Here is a 15,539-nt window from a genome sequence, read left to right as displayed (position 1 = left end):
AACCACCCCGACCGGATGGGAGACTGGTCCGGTGATCATCCTCGGAGCGACCCCCATCGGCAACCTCGGCGATGCGTCGCCACGACTCCGGGAGGCGCTGGCCGCGGCGGAGGTCATCGTCGCCGAGGACACCCGGACGGCCATCCACCTGCTGCGCGCCCTCGGTGTGGAATCGCGGCCGCGGCTCATCGCCATGCACGACCACAACGAGCGCGAACGCGCGGCCGAGATCGTCGAACTGGCCCGTGAGACCGACGTCCTCGTGCTCAGCGACGCCGGCATGCCGACCGTGTCCGACCCCGGCTTCCACCTCGTCGACGCGGCGGCGGCCGCAGACGTCCAGGTCACCGCGATCCCCGGACCGTCGGCGGTCGTGACGGCGCTCGCCGTGTCCGGCCTCGCGACCGACCGCTTCACCTTCGAGGGGTTCCTCCCGCGGAAGCCGGGCGACCGACGCAGCAGCCTCCGAGCGCTCGCGACCGAGCCACGGACGATGGTGTTCTTCGAATCGCCCAATCGACTCGCCTCCTCCCTCGAGGACATCGCCTCCGTGCTCGGAGCCGATCGTCGCGTGGCAGTGTGCCGGGAGCTGACCAAGCTGTTCGAGGAGGTCAAGCGGGGGACGGCCGCTGAACTGGCCGAATGGGCGTCCGGCGGTGTGAAGGGCGAGATCTGCATCGTCATCGCCGGTGCTGAGGCCGTCGAGGCCGATCCGGCCACCGCGCTCGAGCAGGTACTCGCGCTCGTGGCCTCGGGCACACGCCTGAAGGACGCCTCCAACGAGGTCGCCGAGGCCACCGGCCTCTCGAAGCGCGACCTGTACCAGGCGGCCCTCGCAGCCCGGCCTCCGAAGGCGTCGCCGGACGCGCAGGTGCGTCCCGCGCCGTAACAGGCACGGTGGCCACGCCCGCTCGTCCTAGGATTGACCCCATGGCCGACGGCACCTCGTTCTACATCACCACGCCCATCTTCTACGTCAACGACGCCCCGCACATCGGGCACGCCTACACGGAGGTGGCCGCGGACGTCCTCGCGCGCTGGCACCGTCAGGCCGGCGACCGCACCTGGTTCCTGACCGGGACCGACGAGCACGGCCAGAAGATCCTGCGCACGGCGACCGCGAACGGCGTGACGCCGAAGGAGTGGGCCGACAAGCTCGTCAGCGAGTCCTGGTACCCGCTGCTCGACACGATCGACATCTCGAACGACGACTTCATCCGCACGACGGACGTGCGGCACGAGCAGAACGTCCAGCTCTTCCTCCAGCGCCTGTACGACGCCGGCTTCATCTACACCGGTGAGTTCGAGGGGTACTACTGCGTCGGCTGTGAGGAGTACAAGCAGGAGAGCGACCTCGTGCAGGGCACCGGCGAGTACGTCGGGCAGCTCGTGTGCGCGATCCACTCGAAGCCGGTCGAACTGCTCCAGGAGAGCAACTACTTCTTCCGCATGAGCGACTTCGCCGAGCGCCTGCTGGCCCTCTACGAGGAGCGACCGGAGTTCGTGCAGCCGGAGTCGGCGCGCAACGAGGTCATCCAGTTCGTGCGCCAGGGGCTCAAGGACCTGTCCATCTCCCGCTCGACCTTCGACTGGGGCATCAAGGTCCCGTGGGACGAGAGCCACGTCGTCTACGTGTGGTTCGACGCCCTGCTCAACTACATCACCGCCGCCGGGTACGGCTCCGACGAGGAGGCGTTCGCCGAGCGCTGGCCCGCCACGCAGATCGTCGGCAAGGACATCCTGCGGTTCCACGCGGTCATCTGGCCGGCCATGCTCATGGCCGCCGGGCTCGAGGTCCCGAAGCGGGTCTTCGGTCACGGCTGGCTGCTCGTCGGCGGCGAGAAGATGTCGAAGTCGAAGCTCACCGGTATCGCACCGAGTGAGATCACCGACACCTTCGGATCCGACGCGTTCCGCTACTACTTCATGCGCGCCATCGCCTTCGGGCAGGACGGTTCGTTCAGCTGGGAGGACCTCTCCGCGCGGTACCAGGCGGAGCTCGCGAACGGCTTCGGCAACCTCGCGTCGCGCGTGCTCGCCATGGTGACGCGGTACTTCGACGGCGTCGTGCCGGCGAGCGGCCCCGCCGGACCGGCCGACGTGGCCATCCAGGAGACGGTCGCCCGGGCGGCTGCGGACGCCGACGCCGCGATCGAGCGCCTCGCCATCCAGGACGCGCTCGCGGCCATCTGGCGGATCGTCGACGAGCTGAACGGCTACATCACCGAGCAGGAGCCGTGGGCACTCGCGAAGGACGAGGCCAAGCGGGAGCGGCTCGGCACCGTGCTCGCCACGGCGGTCGAGGGCCTGCGCGCCCTGTCGGTCCTGCTCCACCCCTTCGTCCCGAAGGCGACCACCGAGCTGTGGTCCGCCCTCGGCGCTGAAGCCGCCCTCGGCGAGCTCGGCGCACAGCGCATCGGCGACGTCGGCACCTGGGGGCAGCTGCCCGCCGGCACCTCGGTTGCAGGGCTCGAGCCCCTGTTCCCGCGGATCGAGGCCGTCGCCGAATGAGCGGGGGCGTCGCGCCGGATCCGGCCGCCACACCGCACCTGCGGCAGCGCGAAGCGGGGGAGCGGAAGCAACTGAGCTACCCCGAGGCACCTGAGGCGCTGCCGGTCGCGGTCTACGACAACCACACGCACCTCGAACACGCCGACGGCGACGCCCCGCTGACCCCGTCGGAGCACTTGGACCGCGCGGCCTCCGTCGGGGTCCGCGGCATCGTGCAGGTCGGCACCGACGTCGAGACCTCCCGTTGGTCGGCGGCGATCGCCGCTCGTGACCCCCGCGTGCTCGCGGCGGTCGCGATCCACCCCAACGACGCACCGGACCTCGACCGCGCGGGCACCCTGGACGAGGCGCTGGCCGAGATCGACCGTCTGGCGGCGGAGCCTCGCGTCCGCGCCGTCGGCGAGACCGGCCTCGACTTCTTCCGCACCGAGGAGGACGGCCGCGCGGCGCAGTTCGCATCGTTCGAAGCGCACATCGCCATCGCGAAGCGCCACGGTGTCGCACTGCAGATCCACGATCGCGACGCCCACGACGAGGTCGTCGAGACGCTCCTCCGAGTGGGCGCTCCAGAACGCACCGTCTTCCACTGTTTCTCGGGCGGCCCGGAGCTCGCCGAGCTGTGCGCCGAGCACGGCTGGTACGCCTCCTTCGCCGGGACGGTCACGTTCAAGAACGCCGCACCGCTGCGTGAGGCGCTCGCGATCATGCCCCGCGAGCTGATCATGGTCGAGACCGACGCGCCCTACCTCACGCCCGCCCCGTTCCGCGGTCGGCCGAACGCGCCGTACCTCCTCCCGTACACGGTGCGCGGCATGGCCGAGCACCTGGGTGAGGACGTCGCCGCGTTCGCGACGCAGCTCGCGACGAACACCGAGCGCGTCTACGGCTCCTGGGCCGGCTGAGCCACTGAGCCCGTCACCGAGCCTCGCGCCTGTCGCCCGACGAGGACCGGCTCCCCGATCAGGGATACTGGAGGGATGACCGCCTCCGTCGCCCTGCTCGGCCCCGCCGAGATCCGAGATCTCGCCACCCTGCTGGACGTGACGCCGACGAAGAAGCTCGGTCAGAACTTCGTCATCGACGCGAACACCGTCCGCAAGATCGTGTCGGTCGCGCACGTCGCTCCGGGCGACGTCGTCGTCGAGATCGGCCCCGGCCTCGGCTCGTTGACGCTCGGCCTGCTCGAGGCCGACGCGAGCGTCGTCGCCGTCGAGATCGACGGTCGGCTCGCCAAGCAGCTGCCGCTCACGGTGGGGGAGATGGCACCGGGCATGATCGACCGGTTGTCGGTCGTCCACGAGGACGCGATGCGCATCGAGGAACTCCCGGCGCAGCCCAACCGACTCGTCGCCAACCTGCCGTACAACATCTCCGTGCCCGTCCTCCTGCACTTCCTGGAGCACTTCACCTCGCTGACGGCCGGTGTCGTCATGGTGCAGGCCGAGGTCGGCTACCGGCTCGCCGCCGGCCCGGGGAGCAAGGTCTACGGCGCCCCGAGCGCGAAGGCCGCCTGGTACGGCGCGTGGCGCATCGCCGGCCAGGTGAGCCGCCAGGTGTTCTGGCCCATCCCGAACGTCGACTCCGTGCTCGTCGGATTCGAGCGGCGCAGCAACGTCATCGGCACCGAGGAGGAGCGCATCAAGACCTTCGCGCTCATCGACGCGGCGTTCCAGCAGCGTCGCAAGATGCTCCGGCAGGCACTCGGGAGCGTCCTCGGCAGCTCCCAGGCCGCGACGGAGCAGATGGAGGCCGCCGGAGTGAAGCCGACGGCACGCGGCGAGGAGCTCACGGTCCACGACTTCCTGTCGATCGTGCGCGCGGGACGATAACGTTGGCGCATGACCGCTGATGCTCGATTCCCGCTGAACGTCCCCGACATCCACCGCCCGTACGCCGCGGCGGACGACCGCTACGCGCGGAACGACTACCGCCAGGTCGGCACCTCGGGGCTCTTCCTCCCGCCCATCTCGCTCGGCCTCTGGTACAACTTCGGCGACAACCGGCCGTTCGACGGGCAGCGCGCGCTGCTGCGCCACGCGTTCGACCACGGCATCACGCACTTCGACCTCGCGAACAACTACGGCCCGCCCTACGGCTCCGCCGAGACGAACTTCGGTCGCATGATGCGCGAGGACTTCGGTCCGTATCGCAACGAGCTCATCATCTCCTCGAAGGCCGGTTACGACTTCTGGCCAGGCCCGTACGGCAACTTCGGTTCGAAGAAGTACCTGACCGCGAGCCTCGACGAGTCGCTCGAACGGATGGGTCTCGACTACGTCGACGTCTTCTACTCGCACCGGGTCGACGAGGTCACGCCCATCGAGGAGACCGTGGGCGCGCTCGACGCGATCGTGCGCTCCGGCAAAGCCCTGTACGTCGGCATCTCGTCGTACTCGGCCGAGCGGACGGCCGCCGCACACGCCGTCGCTCGCGAGCTCGGCACGCCGCTCGTGATCCACCAGCCGTCGTACTCGATCCTCAACCGCTGGGTCGAGGACGGCCTCACCGAGGTGCTGACCGAGACCGGCCTCGGCGCGATCGCGTTCGTGCCGCTCGCGCAGGGGCTGCTCACCGACAAGTACCTCGGCGACGGCCCGGCCGAACGTGCGACGAACCGTCCCTCCCTGCCCGACCGCCAGGTGAGCGAGGAGATGGCGACCCGCCTCCGGTCCCTCAACGACATCGCCGTGGAGCGCGGGCAGACCCTCGCGCAGATGTCGCTCGCCTGGGTCCTGAACAACTCCGCGATCACCTCCGCCCTCATCGGTGCCTCCCGCCCCGAGCAGCTCGACGAGAACCTGGCGGCGCTCGACGGCCCCGCGTTCACGACCGAGGAGCTCGAGGAGATCGACCGACTCGCGGAGGGTGCCGACGTCAACATCTGGGCGGACTCCTCCGACAAGTGACGCGGTCTGAGGCGCCTGCTCGATCGACTAACTTGGAACAATGACCACCGAGGCCATCCTCAAGCACGTCCACGTGCGAGCACCGGGGAAGATCAACGTCTTCCTCAAAGTCGGCGAAGTGATGGACGACGGCTACCACGACGTCGCGACCGCGTACCAGGCGATCTCGCTGTACGAGGACGTGCACGCGTACCCGGCCGACGACTTCAGTGTGTCGTTCTCCGGCTCGGTGGACGTGTCTGGTGTGCCGACCGACACGAGCAACCTCGCCATCCGCGCCGCGAAGGCCCTCGCGAGACGGACCGGGTACCGCGGCGGTGTCCGGCTCGAGATCGAGAAGCACGTGCCGGTCGCCGGCGGGATGGGCGGCGGCTCAGCCGACGCCGCGGCCACGCTGCTCGCCTGTGACGCCCTCTGGGGGACCGAACGCAGCCGTGACGACCTCCTGGCGCTGGCGGCACGCCTCGGCGCCGACGTGCCCTTCGCCCTGCTCGGCGGCACCGCTGTCGGCACCGGCCGCGGCGACCAACTGAGCAGTGCGTTGGCCAAGGGGCAGTTCGAGTGGGTGCTCGCCCTCGCCGACTTCGGCATGTCGACCCCGCAGGTCTACCAGGAGCTCGACGCCCACCGGGCGCGGCACATCCTCGACATCTCTCCGTCCGGTCGCCAGCCGACGGTCGACGCCGCGGTGCTCCAGGCGTTGCGTGCGGGCGATGCCCACCTCCTCGGCGAGGTCCTCTACAACGACCTGCAGGCCGCCGCGCTGCAGCTGCGCCCGGTGCTGGGCGAGGTGCTCGAGTTCGGCGACTCCCAGGGCGCCCTCGGCAGCCTCGTCTCCGGCTCCGGGCCGACGATCGCCTTCCTGGCTGCCGACACCGACGACGCCGTCGAACTGCAGGTGACGCTCGCCTCGTCCGGGCTGAAGGTCATCCGTGCCCACGGACCGGTCCACGGCGCCCGTATCGTCTCGCAGAGCTGAGACGCGGCCCGCACGACACGAAGCAGCCCCGGTCGGAGATCCGACCGGGGCTGCTGTGCGAGGTGGCGCGGTTCAGGCCGCGACGCCGCGCACGCGGAGCGAGTTCTCGATGATCGTGAGCCCCTCCATGCCGGGGAGCTTGGCGATGTGCCCGTCGATGCGGCGCACCTCGGCCAGGCCGTCCTCGTCGCCGAAGAGGTGGCCCATCACGTGCGTGACCTCGGAGTCGGGCATGACGCCCGAGCCGACGGGGCCCCACACCTTGCGGAGCAGGAAGCGGGTGAGTCGACGTGCGCTCTTCGACGACTCCAGGCGTGCCTTGGCCTGGCTCGCGTAGAACGCCACGTGACGCGTCTCCTGCTTCGCGATCCGCTTGAGGAGCACCGAGAGCACCGGGTGCCGCTCCAACTGCGCGAGGCGGGTGTACGCGGCGGTCGCGGACCACTCGTTCGCCGCGCCCCAGCTCATGTGCACCGCGATGAAGTCGGTGCCCACGAGGTTGCCGAGGATCGACTGCTTGATGGGGTCGAGGCGGTCCTTCCAGCCGAGCTTCAGGCGCGTCGCCTTGAGCTCGTCGAAGTCGACCGTGATGTCGTGGGCGGCGAGGACGGCGGCGAGCGCCTCCCCGTGCCAGAACTCCTCACGGTTCCACATCGTCATGAACGCGCCGACCTCGTCGTCCTCGTGGGACGGCGTCATGAGCATGTCGCGCAGGTAGCAGACCGTGTGGTACTCGATGTCGCACATGTAGCGCAGGCTGCGCAGGGTGGAAGCGGGGAGCGGGTTCGTCTTGAACTCGTCGAAGTCGAGGTCGCTCCAGTTCACCGAGACACTCGTCTCGGTGAACTTGTCGATGTCAAACGCCATGTGCGGTGGGGCGGTCGGGGATCGTGTCCTCGGCCGTCCGCTCTCCTCTCGGCTGTGCGGGGCGCGGTGCGCGGGTCAGTTCGTCTTCGGAGCGGACGCCTCCGGTGGTTCGTGCCCATTCTCGCACCGTCCACCGGCCGGCCTGCGCCAGCTTGTACAGGGTGTGGTCGGGGTTGACGGCGACCGGGTTCCCGACCAGCTGCAGCCAGGCGGCGTCCGCATGGGAGTCGCCGTAGCCGTAGGAGTGCGCGAGGTCCATGCCGTGCTGCTCGGCGTACTGCGTGAGCCAGGCGCCGCGCGCTTCGTCGACGAGCGGCGGGCTGTCGAGGTAACCCGTGAGGCGTCCGTTCTCGGCGTGCATCGCCCCGGCCACGACCTCGTCGAAGAACGGCTCGAGCGGAGCCGTCATGAGGTCGATGGTGCCGGTGACGAGGATCGTCCGGTGACCGGCCGCCCGGTGCGCGGCGATCTGCTCGAGCGCCTGGGGGAGGAGGCGGGACCGGACGGCCTTGCCGAAGCCGCCCCGGACGATCTTCTCGAGCTGCGCCACGTCGACGCCCTCGTAGCGACGCATGAACGTGCGGATGAACTCACCGCGGTCGCGGAGTTCAGCACCGATGTACCCCGGCATGGACGCGCCGAGCGCGGCGATCTCGATGGGCCAGCGCGACCGCGAGGTCGCCGCGAGCCGCAGCCAGAGGTACTGCTCGATGAGGTTCCAGGCGAGCACCGTGCCCTCGAGGTCGAACACCGCGAGGACGTCGTCGCGCACGGGCAGGATCTTCTGCTGCTTCGCGGCGCCCGCCTTGCGGTTGGCGAAGGCGCGGGTCAGGGTCGTGACGGCGGGGAAGTGGATGCGCTGGAAGTAGTCGTCCCAGTCGATCGTGGTGACGTCGAACCCGCGGTCCGCCTGCTGCTCGGGCGTCAGCGAGGCGTGCAGGGCACGGGTGCGCTGGTCGTCGAAGACGATCTCGCTCTGCACGTAGGAGCGGTAGAGCCCGGTGAAGTCGCGGAGCGAGCCGAGGTCGCTCGACGCCTTGCGGATCCGGTCCTGCCACCCGCGGGTGGTCGCGTTCGCCGGCAGGTGGGAGACGACCCGGCCGGCCGCCGTCGTCGCCTTCTGCCGCCGGTCGATGGAGCGCTCGATCGCGCGCCCGCCGGGGAAGTTCCAGGTCGGCACACTGATGTCACCGGCGTCCGCCGGGATCGGGTGCTCCGTGAAGTAGCTGTGCACGTTCGCGTACATCTTGTGGAACGGCAGCGGGTTGCTGGCTCCGGAGCTCACGTGGAAGTAGCGCGCCGCAGCCGGCTCCGGCGGGGTCTGGGCCGCTGCGAGGATCGCGTTGACGACGAAGTCGACGGGGATGATGTCGAGCACGCTGTCCGGGAGGCCCGGGAAGTCGGGCAGCTGTCCGCGCCCGTAGGCGATGATCAGCGGGTCGGCGACCTTGTAGCCGTCGATCCAGCCGGGGAACGGGTGCGCGAGTGCACTCTCGATGATCGACGGGCGCACGACGGAGAGTCGGTTTCCCTCGCCGGCCCAGCGCTGTTCGGCGACCCGCTCGGCCATCGCCTTCGTGAAGGTGTAGACGTCGGTCCAGCCGAGGCTCTCGGCGCGTGCACGGCCGTGGGCGACGAGTCGGGCGTCGACCCAGGCGATGCGTGCGGCCTCGGCGGCGTTCGAGACGGCCTGGGGGCCGGCCTTGCCGTGCTCGCGACGGGCGGTCTGCATGAGCTTGCGCAGGACCTCCGGACGACGGGACGACTCCTCGGTGCGGACGCGTGCCGAGCGGGCGGCCTCGGCCTCGACGCGCCAGTCGACGTCGTGCGCGAGGCTGCGTTCCGGCTGGATGCCCTTCCGCGTGCCGCCGACGTAGGCGGTTGAGACGTGGACGACGTGCGGGGTCGCGCCGCTCTTCGCGAGCGCCGCGTACAGGGTGGTCGCGCCGCCGACGTTCGTGGCGAAGGCCTCGTCGATCGGCGGGTCGAAGGAGACGGTCGACGCGCTGTGGATGACGACGTCGAGGTCGGCCGGCAGCGCCATCTCGTCGAGGCCACCCTCGATCACACTGACGCGCTCGGCCACGATCGCCGTGGCGGCTTCGGCGCCGACGCGTTCGCGCCAGGCCTTGAACACCGGCTTGCGGAGCAGGGTCTGGAGACGGTCGCTCCCGCGGACCGACCCCTTCTTCCGGATGAGCAGGCTGACGCGGGTGGTCGGGTGATCGGCGAGCAGGCGCTCGAGCACCGCCTGCCCGAGGAAGCCGGTGCCGCCGGTGACGAGCACGTGCGCGCCGTCGAGGGCATCCGGGGCGGTGGCGGGCTGCTGAGCCTCCGGCTCCTGAGCGTCGGGCTGTTCGGCGTCTGGGGTGGGGTTGTCGGTCATCGGTTCTCCTCGAGGCTGCCGCGGCGTCCGCGGCGGGCAAGTCTGGCGGCGAGATGGAGGCCCGACTGACCGGGCAGCGCGTCGATCGACGCGTCGATGCCGAGGACGGCGGGGTCGCTCCAGGTGGCGGTGCTGCGGAACACGAGCGCGGCGAACCGCGCCGTCTGTCGGGGGCCGTTCGCATCGGAGCCGGTGGGCCACACGGCGTTCCGGATGCGGCGACGGGTGATGCCCTGCGCACGGGGCGACGCGGCGAGGCGGTCGCTCGCTTGTGCGGTGAAGAACTCGAGGTGCCGGGCCTTCGTCTCGAGGATCTCGTCGACGAGGCGGTCGAGCACGGGGTGCGGCTCGCGCTCGCGCACCGCACGGTAGGCCGCGTGGGTGATGAGGTCGTCGATCGTCCCGATCGTCATGTGCCAGGCGATGATGTCCTCGCCGAGCACGTTCGCGATGAGCGCCTGGCCGATTGGCGCGAAGCGGTCGCGCACACCGTGGACGGTGCGCCGGACACCCGTCGAACGCGTCTTGTCGCGCGGGGTCCCGTTCGCCTTGAGGACGGTGTCGAGGGTGTCGGTGATCCAGTACTTCTCGTACGCCCAGGTGATCAGGAACGCGGTGACTCTGGCGTCCTTATGGGTGGGGGTGACGAGCACCCCGCGGAGGTACTGCATGGTCGCGCGCTCGATGTCCGACAGGGCGCGGAGCAGTGCGACCGTCTCAGCACTCAGCGGCGTCTCGGCGAAGGCCGCGGCGTCGATCTCCTTGCGACGACTGCCGACGGCGGACTTCGCGTAGTCGCGGACGCTGAACCCGTGGGCAGGCCGCAGCATGGCGCTCTCCTGCTCCGCGTCCTCGAGGGCCGCGGGTGCTGTTCCGCGCGGCGAATCCCGGTTCACCATGGCGTCTCCGTTCCGTGACGATCCGACCTCATCACTGTAGCTTGCAACGATACGCAACGCGTAGCGTATTCTGATCCCCATGGCTACAGCTCTCGTCACCGGTGGGACGTCCGGCATCGGTGCCGCGTTCGCCACGGCGCTCGCCGGACGGGGCTTCGACCTGGTGCTCGTCGCCCGTGACGTCGGGCGGCTCGAGCGATCGGCCGAGCGGCTGCGCGCGACCGGTCGCACCGTCGAGGTGATGAGTGCCGACCTCTCGGACCGCGCCGACGTCGCGAGACTCGCCGCACGGATCGAGGATCAGGCGTCGCCGATCGAGGTCGTCGTGAACAACGCCGGGTTCGGTGTGCACGCCCGCCTCACCGATCCCGACACGAGCGAGCTCGACACCGCGATCGAGGTCATGTGCCGGAGCGTCGCCACGCTTTCGGGCGCCGCGGCCCGCGCCATGCGGGAACGCGGACGCGGCACCATCATCAACGTCTCGAGCACGGCGGGGTACATCACCACCGGCGGTTACTCGGCGGTGAAGGCGTTCGTCACCACCTACACCGAGGCGCTCGCGGTCGAGCTCGCCGGCTCGGGTGTCCGCGTCACGGCGCTCTGCCCCGGGTGGGTCCGCACCGAGTTCCACGATCGCGCCGGCATCAGCACCCGCTCGATCCCGTCGGGTCTTTGGATCGATGTGGACCGGCTCGTCGCCGACGCCCTCCGCGACGCCGGGAGAGGGGTCGTCGTCTCCATCCCGAGCTTCCGCTTCAAGGCCCTCATGGCCCTCGTCAAGTTCGCGCCCCGTGCGTCCATCCGGTGGATCTCCGGCCGGATGTCCTCGAGCCGTCGAGCCGCCAACGCCGCCCAGTCAGGAGCCCACCGATGACCGCAGAGCCGCGGTTCACCTCCTCCCTCCACGCCAACGCGCGGTTCGTCGCCCAGCGTCTGCTGTTGAAGCCGCTCGTCTGGTCGCTGACCCGCGTGACGGTGACGGGTCGCGAGCGTCTGTCGGGCGTGACCGGTCCGTACATCGTCGTCGCCAACCACCAGTCGCACCTCGACGCACCGCTCGTCGTCGGGGCGATGCCGCGTCGACTGTCGCGCTACCTCGCCGCCGGTGTCGCGGCCGATTACTTCTTCGATGTCCCCGCCCGCCGCATCTTCGCCGCGCTCTTCTTCAACGCGTTCCCGGTCGACCGCTCGGGTGACCGCAAGCGTGCAGGCGTGTCACGGGAGCTGCTCGAGAGCGGCGTCCCGATCCTCATCTTCCCCGAGGGCGGCCGATCGCGGACGGGTGAGCTCGGCCGGTTCAAGCCCGGTGCCGCGGCACTCGCCACGCGCCAGGGCATCCCCTGCCTGCCGGTGGCCGTCCTCGGCACCCACTCCGCCATGCCGAAGGGTCGCAACTGGCCCGTCCCCGGACGACCGCCGGTGCGCGTCGTCTTCGGGCAACCGATCCACCCGCAGCCGAACGAGACGCCCGTCCAGCTCATGGACCGCGTCGTCGCCGAGATCGTCGCGCTGCGCGCCTCGGTCGAGCCGGGAACACACGTTTCGATCGACACACCACGAAAGGAAGCCGGATGACGTCTGTGGAGCACATGAAGTGGTGGGGCTGGGGAGTCGAAGGGGTCGCCTTCGAGCACGGCAACAAGCCGGACTTCGCGCCGTTCGTGAAGCAAGCCGTCGGTCTCGACCTCCGGAAGCCTGCGCAGGCGCACCTCAGCTTCGACGAGCTCACCGTCCCGGCATCGCGCGCGTCCGAGGAGTTCATCGCCGAGCTCTCGACGCTCGTCGGTCAGGGGCACGTGACCACGGACGACCAGGAACGCGTCGTCCACACCTACGGCAAGAGCATCCGCGACCTGCTCCGGATCCGCGCGAACGACCTGCCCCGCACGCCCGACCTCGTGGTCTACCCGGCTGACGAGGCCGAGGTCGCGTCGGTCGTCGCTGCAGCCGTCGCCGCAGACGCCGTGATCATCCCGTTCGGCGGCGGCACCAACATCGCCGGCTCGCTCGACCCGCAGCCGACGGAGGAGCGGGTCATCATCTCGCTCGACCTCGGCCGGCTCGACCGCGTCCTGTCGATCGACGAGGGCTCCGGTCTCGCCACCATCCAGGCCGGTGCGCAGGGCCCCTCGATCGAGGAGCAGCTCGGCGCCAAGGGCTGGACGATGGGCCACTTCCCCGACAGCTTCACGCACTCCACGCTCGGCGGATGGGTAGCGACCCGCTCCTCGGGCATGCAGTCCGACAAGTACGGCGACATCGCCGACATCACCAAGGGCCTGCGGATGGTGCGCCCGAACGGCATCGTGGCGATCCGCCCCGTCCCGAGCGCGTCGACCGGCCCGAGCGTCCGCGAGATGATCATCGGCAGCGAGGGTCGACTCGGCATCATCACCGAGGTCACCGTGCAGGTCCACCGGACGCCCGCCGTCCGCGAGGTCCTCGGCTACTTCTTCCCCACCTGGGAGGCCGGGCTCGCGGCGATGCACGAGATCGCGGAGAGCGACGCCAGCCCCTCGGTCACCCGGGTGTCGAACGCCCGGGAGAGCGGCTTCTCGCTCGCGACCCGCAAGGCCAGCACCGGCGTCTCGGCGCAGGTCACCAAGGGCCTCATGAAGGTGCTCACGGCCAGGGGCTGGGACCTCGAGCAGCTGTGCCTCTCCTTCATCGGCTACGAGGGCAGCGCGTCCCACGTGCGGTACGAGAAGGGCCTCGTCGGCTCGATCGTCCGGAAGCACGGCGGCATCGGCGTCGGCAAAGGCCCCGGTGCCCTCTACGACCAGAAGAAGTTCGACACCCCGTACCTGCGCGACTTCCTCCTCGACCGCGGAGCCGCGGCCGACGTCTCCGAGACCGCAGCGCCCTGGTCGCGCCTGCAGGAGGTCTACGACGCCGCGAACGACGCCGCCAACGCCGCGTACGACAAGCTCGGGGTGCACGGGTGGATCATGTGCCACCTCTCGCACTCGTACCACTCCGGCGCGTGCCTGTACTTCACCTTCGCGTTCATCACCGGCGACGACCCGATCGGCGAGTACGAGCAGGTCAAGTCGGCGATCCAGCAGGCCTTCGTCGACCACGGTGGCACCCTCTCGCACCACCACGCGGTCGGTGTCGAGCACTCGCCGTGGATGGAGCAGGACATCTCGACCGAGGGCGTCGCGATCATGCGCGGCCTCTTCAACAGTGCTGACCCCGGTTCGAACTTCAACCCCGGCAAGATCCTCGCGGACTGAGTCGTTCCTCCGGTCCATGCGCGGTCTCCGGTCCCTGAGCCGTTCCTCCGGTCCCTGAGCCGTTCCTCCGGGCCCTGAGCCTGTCGAAGGGCGGGCTCAGGGCCGGAGCCGACCCGAGCGCGCCGCCGTCGCCGGTCGTCGGACGATGAGCGCACCGGGGTCGACGGTCAGCCTGGCCGCCGAGACCAGGCCGATGCCGTCGCCGTCTGCCTGGAACTCGGCGGGCGGTGAGACTGTCACGTCGATCCGTCGCACGCGCAGGTAGCGGAGCGCACCGCCGGCGGAGCCGGCCGTCTCGACGGCACTCGGCTGCACGCGGCTGCCCCGTGTCCGTCTGCCCTTGGAGAACCGGGCGACGGGATTGTTCGCGCGGTGCAGCCAGCGCGTGACCCGGACCCCGTCCCACCCCTCGAGGGACCGCACCATCAGGACGTCGAGTACACCGTCGTCGAGGAGTGCGTCGGGGAGGACGTCGAGGCCCGCCGAGACCGTGCCGCAGTTCCCGACGAACATCGTGTGCGTCCGTCCGCTCCGGATCGGTCCGCCGTCCTCCTTCCAGGAGACGCGAGGGCGGTCGCGGCGGAAGAGCCCGCGGATGATCGGGACGACGTAGGCGATCCAGCCGAAGCGGCGCTTGAGGACGGGGTCGGCATAGGCCACCATGTCCGCGTCGACGCCGAAGCCCGACATGACGAGGAACGGGGTGCTGCGCCGGGCGCCGTCGGGGTTCCGATATTCGATGACCCCGACGTCGACGCTCCGGTTCTCCCCGGTGAACGCGGCCCGCACCGCGGTGGCCGTGTCGATCGGGATCCCGGCGTTCCGGGCGAAGAGGTTCGCGGTGCCGACGGGGACGACGGCGAACGGCGTCCGGGTGTGGCGCATCGCCCCTGCCACCTCGCGGACCGTCCCGTCGCCGCCGGCGGCGATCACGAGCGACGCGCCGTCTCCGAGCGCCTCCGCGACCTGGTCGACCGCGGTCGACCGCTCGCGGGTCGGGATCCAGCTCGTCGGGCCCCAGCCGGCCTCGGCGGCCGCGGCGTCGACGAGCCTCGTCACGCGCTCGAGCTGGATGCGCGTCGGGTTGTAGATCACCGCAGCGTGCGGCGGGGTGCTGCCTCGCGTCATGCGGCCAGTGCCGGCCAGAGGACGGACAGGACCTGGTCCGCCCAGTCGTCGTCCATGTCGGCGCCGCGGACGAGCTGTCCGAGGACCGCGCCGAGGAGGAGGGTCGCGACGAGGCGGCCGTCGAGTCCGGGCTTCAGATCGCCGGTGGAGATCCGTTCGTCCACCAGGTTGGACAGCGCGCGCGCCCGGTTCCTCGTGAGGTCGCGGAGCAGCGTCGAAAACTCCGGGTCGTCCTGGAGCAGGATCGACGCGATCGTGCCCCGGCCCACCACGTCCTCGATCATCGCGCGGGCTTCATGGAGCAGCCAGGTGAAGGTGTCGTAGGTCGAGAGGTCCTCCGGGATCTCGACCGGGGTCTCCATGGCGCGCGCAACAGCCGCCGTGAGCAGCTCGGAGCGGTTGCGGTAGCGCCGGTAGATCGTCGTCTTCGCGACACCGGTGGTCTCGGCGACCGCCTCGATGTTGACGGCGACGGAGCCGCGAGATCGCATCAGGTCGAGCGCGGCGTCGAGGATGCGGTCACTCATCTGTTGAGCGCGGGAGACACGTCGGGAGACGGGCACCGACCAACCTCCTCCGTGCGCGGCAGGATCCGGTCGGGTCGGTCCGTTGCGCTACGCCCAC

The 15,539-nt window shown here is 70.3% G+C and carries 14 protein-coding genes; 9 read left to right on the top strand and 5 right to left on the bottom strand.

Annotated features, from left to right (window positions below; genetic code table 11):
* Nucleotides 1-31: 31 nt before the first annotated feature.
* The 6 genes from rsmI (at nt 32) to ACQG07_RS02800 (ending at nt 6,396) form a co-directional block, all read left to right on the top strand.
* Complete coding sequence (rsmI, locus tag ACQG07_RS02825; RefSeq protein WP_124768941.1) at nt 32-889, top strand: 16S rRNA (cytidine(1402)-2'-O)-methyltransferase; 858 nt, start codon at nt 32-34, stop codon at nt 887-889.
* 41 nt (nt 890-930) lie between these two features.
* On the top strand, nt 931-2,511 hold the full coding sequence (metG, locus tag ACQG07_RS02820) for a methionine--tRNA ligase (protein ID WP_426737087.1): 1,581 nt from the start codon (nt 931-933) through the stop codon (nt 2,509-2,511).
* Nucleotides 2,508-3,413 (top strand): TatD family hydrolase, encoded by a 906-nt coding sequence (locus ACQG07_RS02815; protein WP_426737086.1) that lies wholly within the window; start codon nt 2,508-2,510, stop codon nt 3,411-3,413. The genes metG and ACQG07_RS02815 overlap by 4 nt, the downstream gene beginning before the upstream one ends.
* Before the next feature lie 75 nt (nt 3,414-3,488).
* On the top strand, nt 3,489-4,340 hold the full coding sequence (gene rsmA / locus ACQG07_RS02810) for a 16S rRNA (adenine(1518)-N(6)/adenine(1519)-N(6))-dimethyltransferase RsmA (RefSeq protein WP_426737085.1): 852 nt from the start codon (nt 3,489-3,491) through the stop codon (nt 4,338-4,340).
* Between the two features lie 9 nt (nt 4,341-4,349).
* On the top strand, nt 4,350-5,417 hold the full coding sequence (gene mgrA / locus ACQG07_RS02805; RefSeq protein WP_426737083.1) for an L-glyceraldehyde 3-phosphate reductase: 1,068 nt from the start codon (nt 4,350-4,352) through the stop codon (nt 5,415-5,417).
* Nucleotides 5,418-5,457: 40 nt separating this feature from the next.
* Nucleotides 5,458-6,396: a 4-(cytidine 5'-diphospho)-2-C-methyl-D-erythritol kinase gene (locus tag ACQG07_RS02800; RefSeq protein ID WP_064296493.1), complete on the top strand. Its 939-nt coding sequence runs from the start codon at nt 5,458-5,460 to the stop codon at nt 6,394-6,396.
* A gap of 72 nt (nt 6,397-6,468) precedes the next feature.
* Here ACQG07_RS02800 and ACQG07_RS02795 read toward each other — a convergent pair whose 3' ends face one another.
* The 3 genes from ACQG07_RS02795 to ACQG07_RS02785 are packed head-to-tail and all read right to left on the bottom strand — an operon-like array spanning nt 6,469 to nt 10,548.
* The gene (locus ACQG07_RS02795; protein WP_079705450.1) at nt 6,469-7,263 is read right to left on the bottom strand and encodes a hypothetical protein; all 795 of its coding nucleotides are present in this window, start codon (nt 7,261-7,263) and stop codon (nt 6,469-6,471) included.
* Nucleotides 7,253-9,649 (bottom strand): SDR family oxidoreductase, encoded by a 2,397-nt coding sequence (locus tag ACQG07_RS02790; protein ID WP_426737082.1) that lies wholly within the window; start codon nt 9,647-9,649, stop codon nt 7,253-7,255. The genes ACQG07_RS02795 and ACQG07_RS02790 overlap by 11 nt, the downstream gene beginning before the upstream one ends.
* Entirely contained in the window at nt 9,646-10,548 is a 903-nt protein-coding gene (locus ACQG07_RS02785; RefSeq protein ID WP_426737081.1) for a hypothetical protein, read from the bottom strand. Before ACQG07_RS02785 ends, ACQG07_RS02790 begins: the two co-directional genes overlap by 4 nt.
* 79 nt (nt 10,549-10,627) lie before the next feature.
* Here ACQG07_RS02785 and ACQG07_RS02780 point away from each other — a divergent pair, with 79 nt between their 5' ends.
* From ACQG07_RS02780 to ACQG07_RS02770, 3 genes are read left to right on the top strand one after another with little or no spacing between them, the layout of a single operon-like run.
* The gene (locus ACQG07_RS02780) at nt 10,628-11,425 is read left to right on the top strand and encodes an SDR family NAD(P)-dependent oxidoreductase (protein WP_426737080.1); all 798 of its coding nucleotides are present in this window, start codon (nt 10,628-10,630) and stop codon (nt 11,423-11,425) included.
* A complete protein-coding gene (locus ACQG07_RS02775; protein WP_138946648.1) occupies nt 11,422-12,126 on the top strand; it encodes a lysophospholipid acyltransferase family protein in 705 nt (234 codons plus the stop codon). Before ACQG07_RS02780 ends, ACQG07_RS02775 begins: the two co-directional genes overlap by 4 nt.
* A complete protein-coding gene (locus tag ACQG07_RS02770) occupies nt 12,123-13,787 on the top strand; it encodes an FAD-binding oxidoreductase (RefSeq protein ID WP_426737079.1) in 1,665 nt (554 codons plus the stop codon). The genes ACQG07_RS02775 and ACQG07_RS02770 overlap by 4 nt, the downstream gene beginning before the upstream one ends.
* Nucleotides 13,788-13,883: 96 nt before the next feature.
* Here the strand turns inward: ACQG07_RS02770 and ACQG07_RS02765 are convergent, their stop codons facing one another.
* Both ACQG07_RS02765 and ACQG07_RS02760 read right to left on the bottom strand, forming a co-directional pair.
* Entirely contained in the window at nt 13,884-14,915 is a 1,032-nt protein-coding gene (locus ACQG07_RS02765) for a diacylglycerol/lipid kinase family protein (protein WP_426737077.1), read from the bottom strand.
* Nucleotides 14,912-15,442, bottom strand: coding sequence for a TetR/AcrR family transcriptional regulator (locus tag ACQG07_RS02760; RefSeq protein WP_192005286.1), 531 nt, complete (start codon nt 15,440-15,442; stop codon nt 14,912-14,914). Before ACQG07_RS02760 ends, ACQG07_RS02765 begins: the two co-directional genes overlap by 4 nt.
* Between the last annotated feature and the right edge of the window lie 97 nt (nt 15,443-15,539).

It is taken from the genome of Plantibacter sp. 2H11-2 (assembly GCF_050031945.1).
Taxonomy (GTDB): Bacteria; Actinomycetota; Actinomycetes; order Actinomycetales; family Microbacteriaceae; genus Plantibacter; species Plantibacter auratus.
This window is presented reverse-complemented; position numbering and strand designations above follow the sequence as displayed.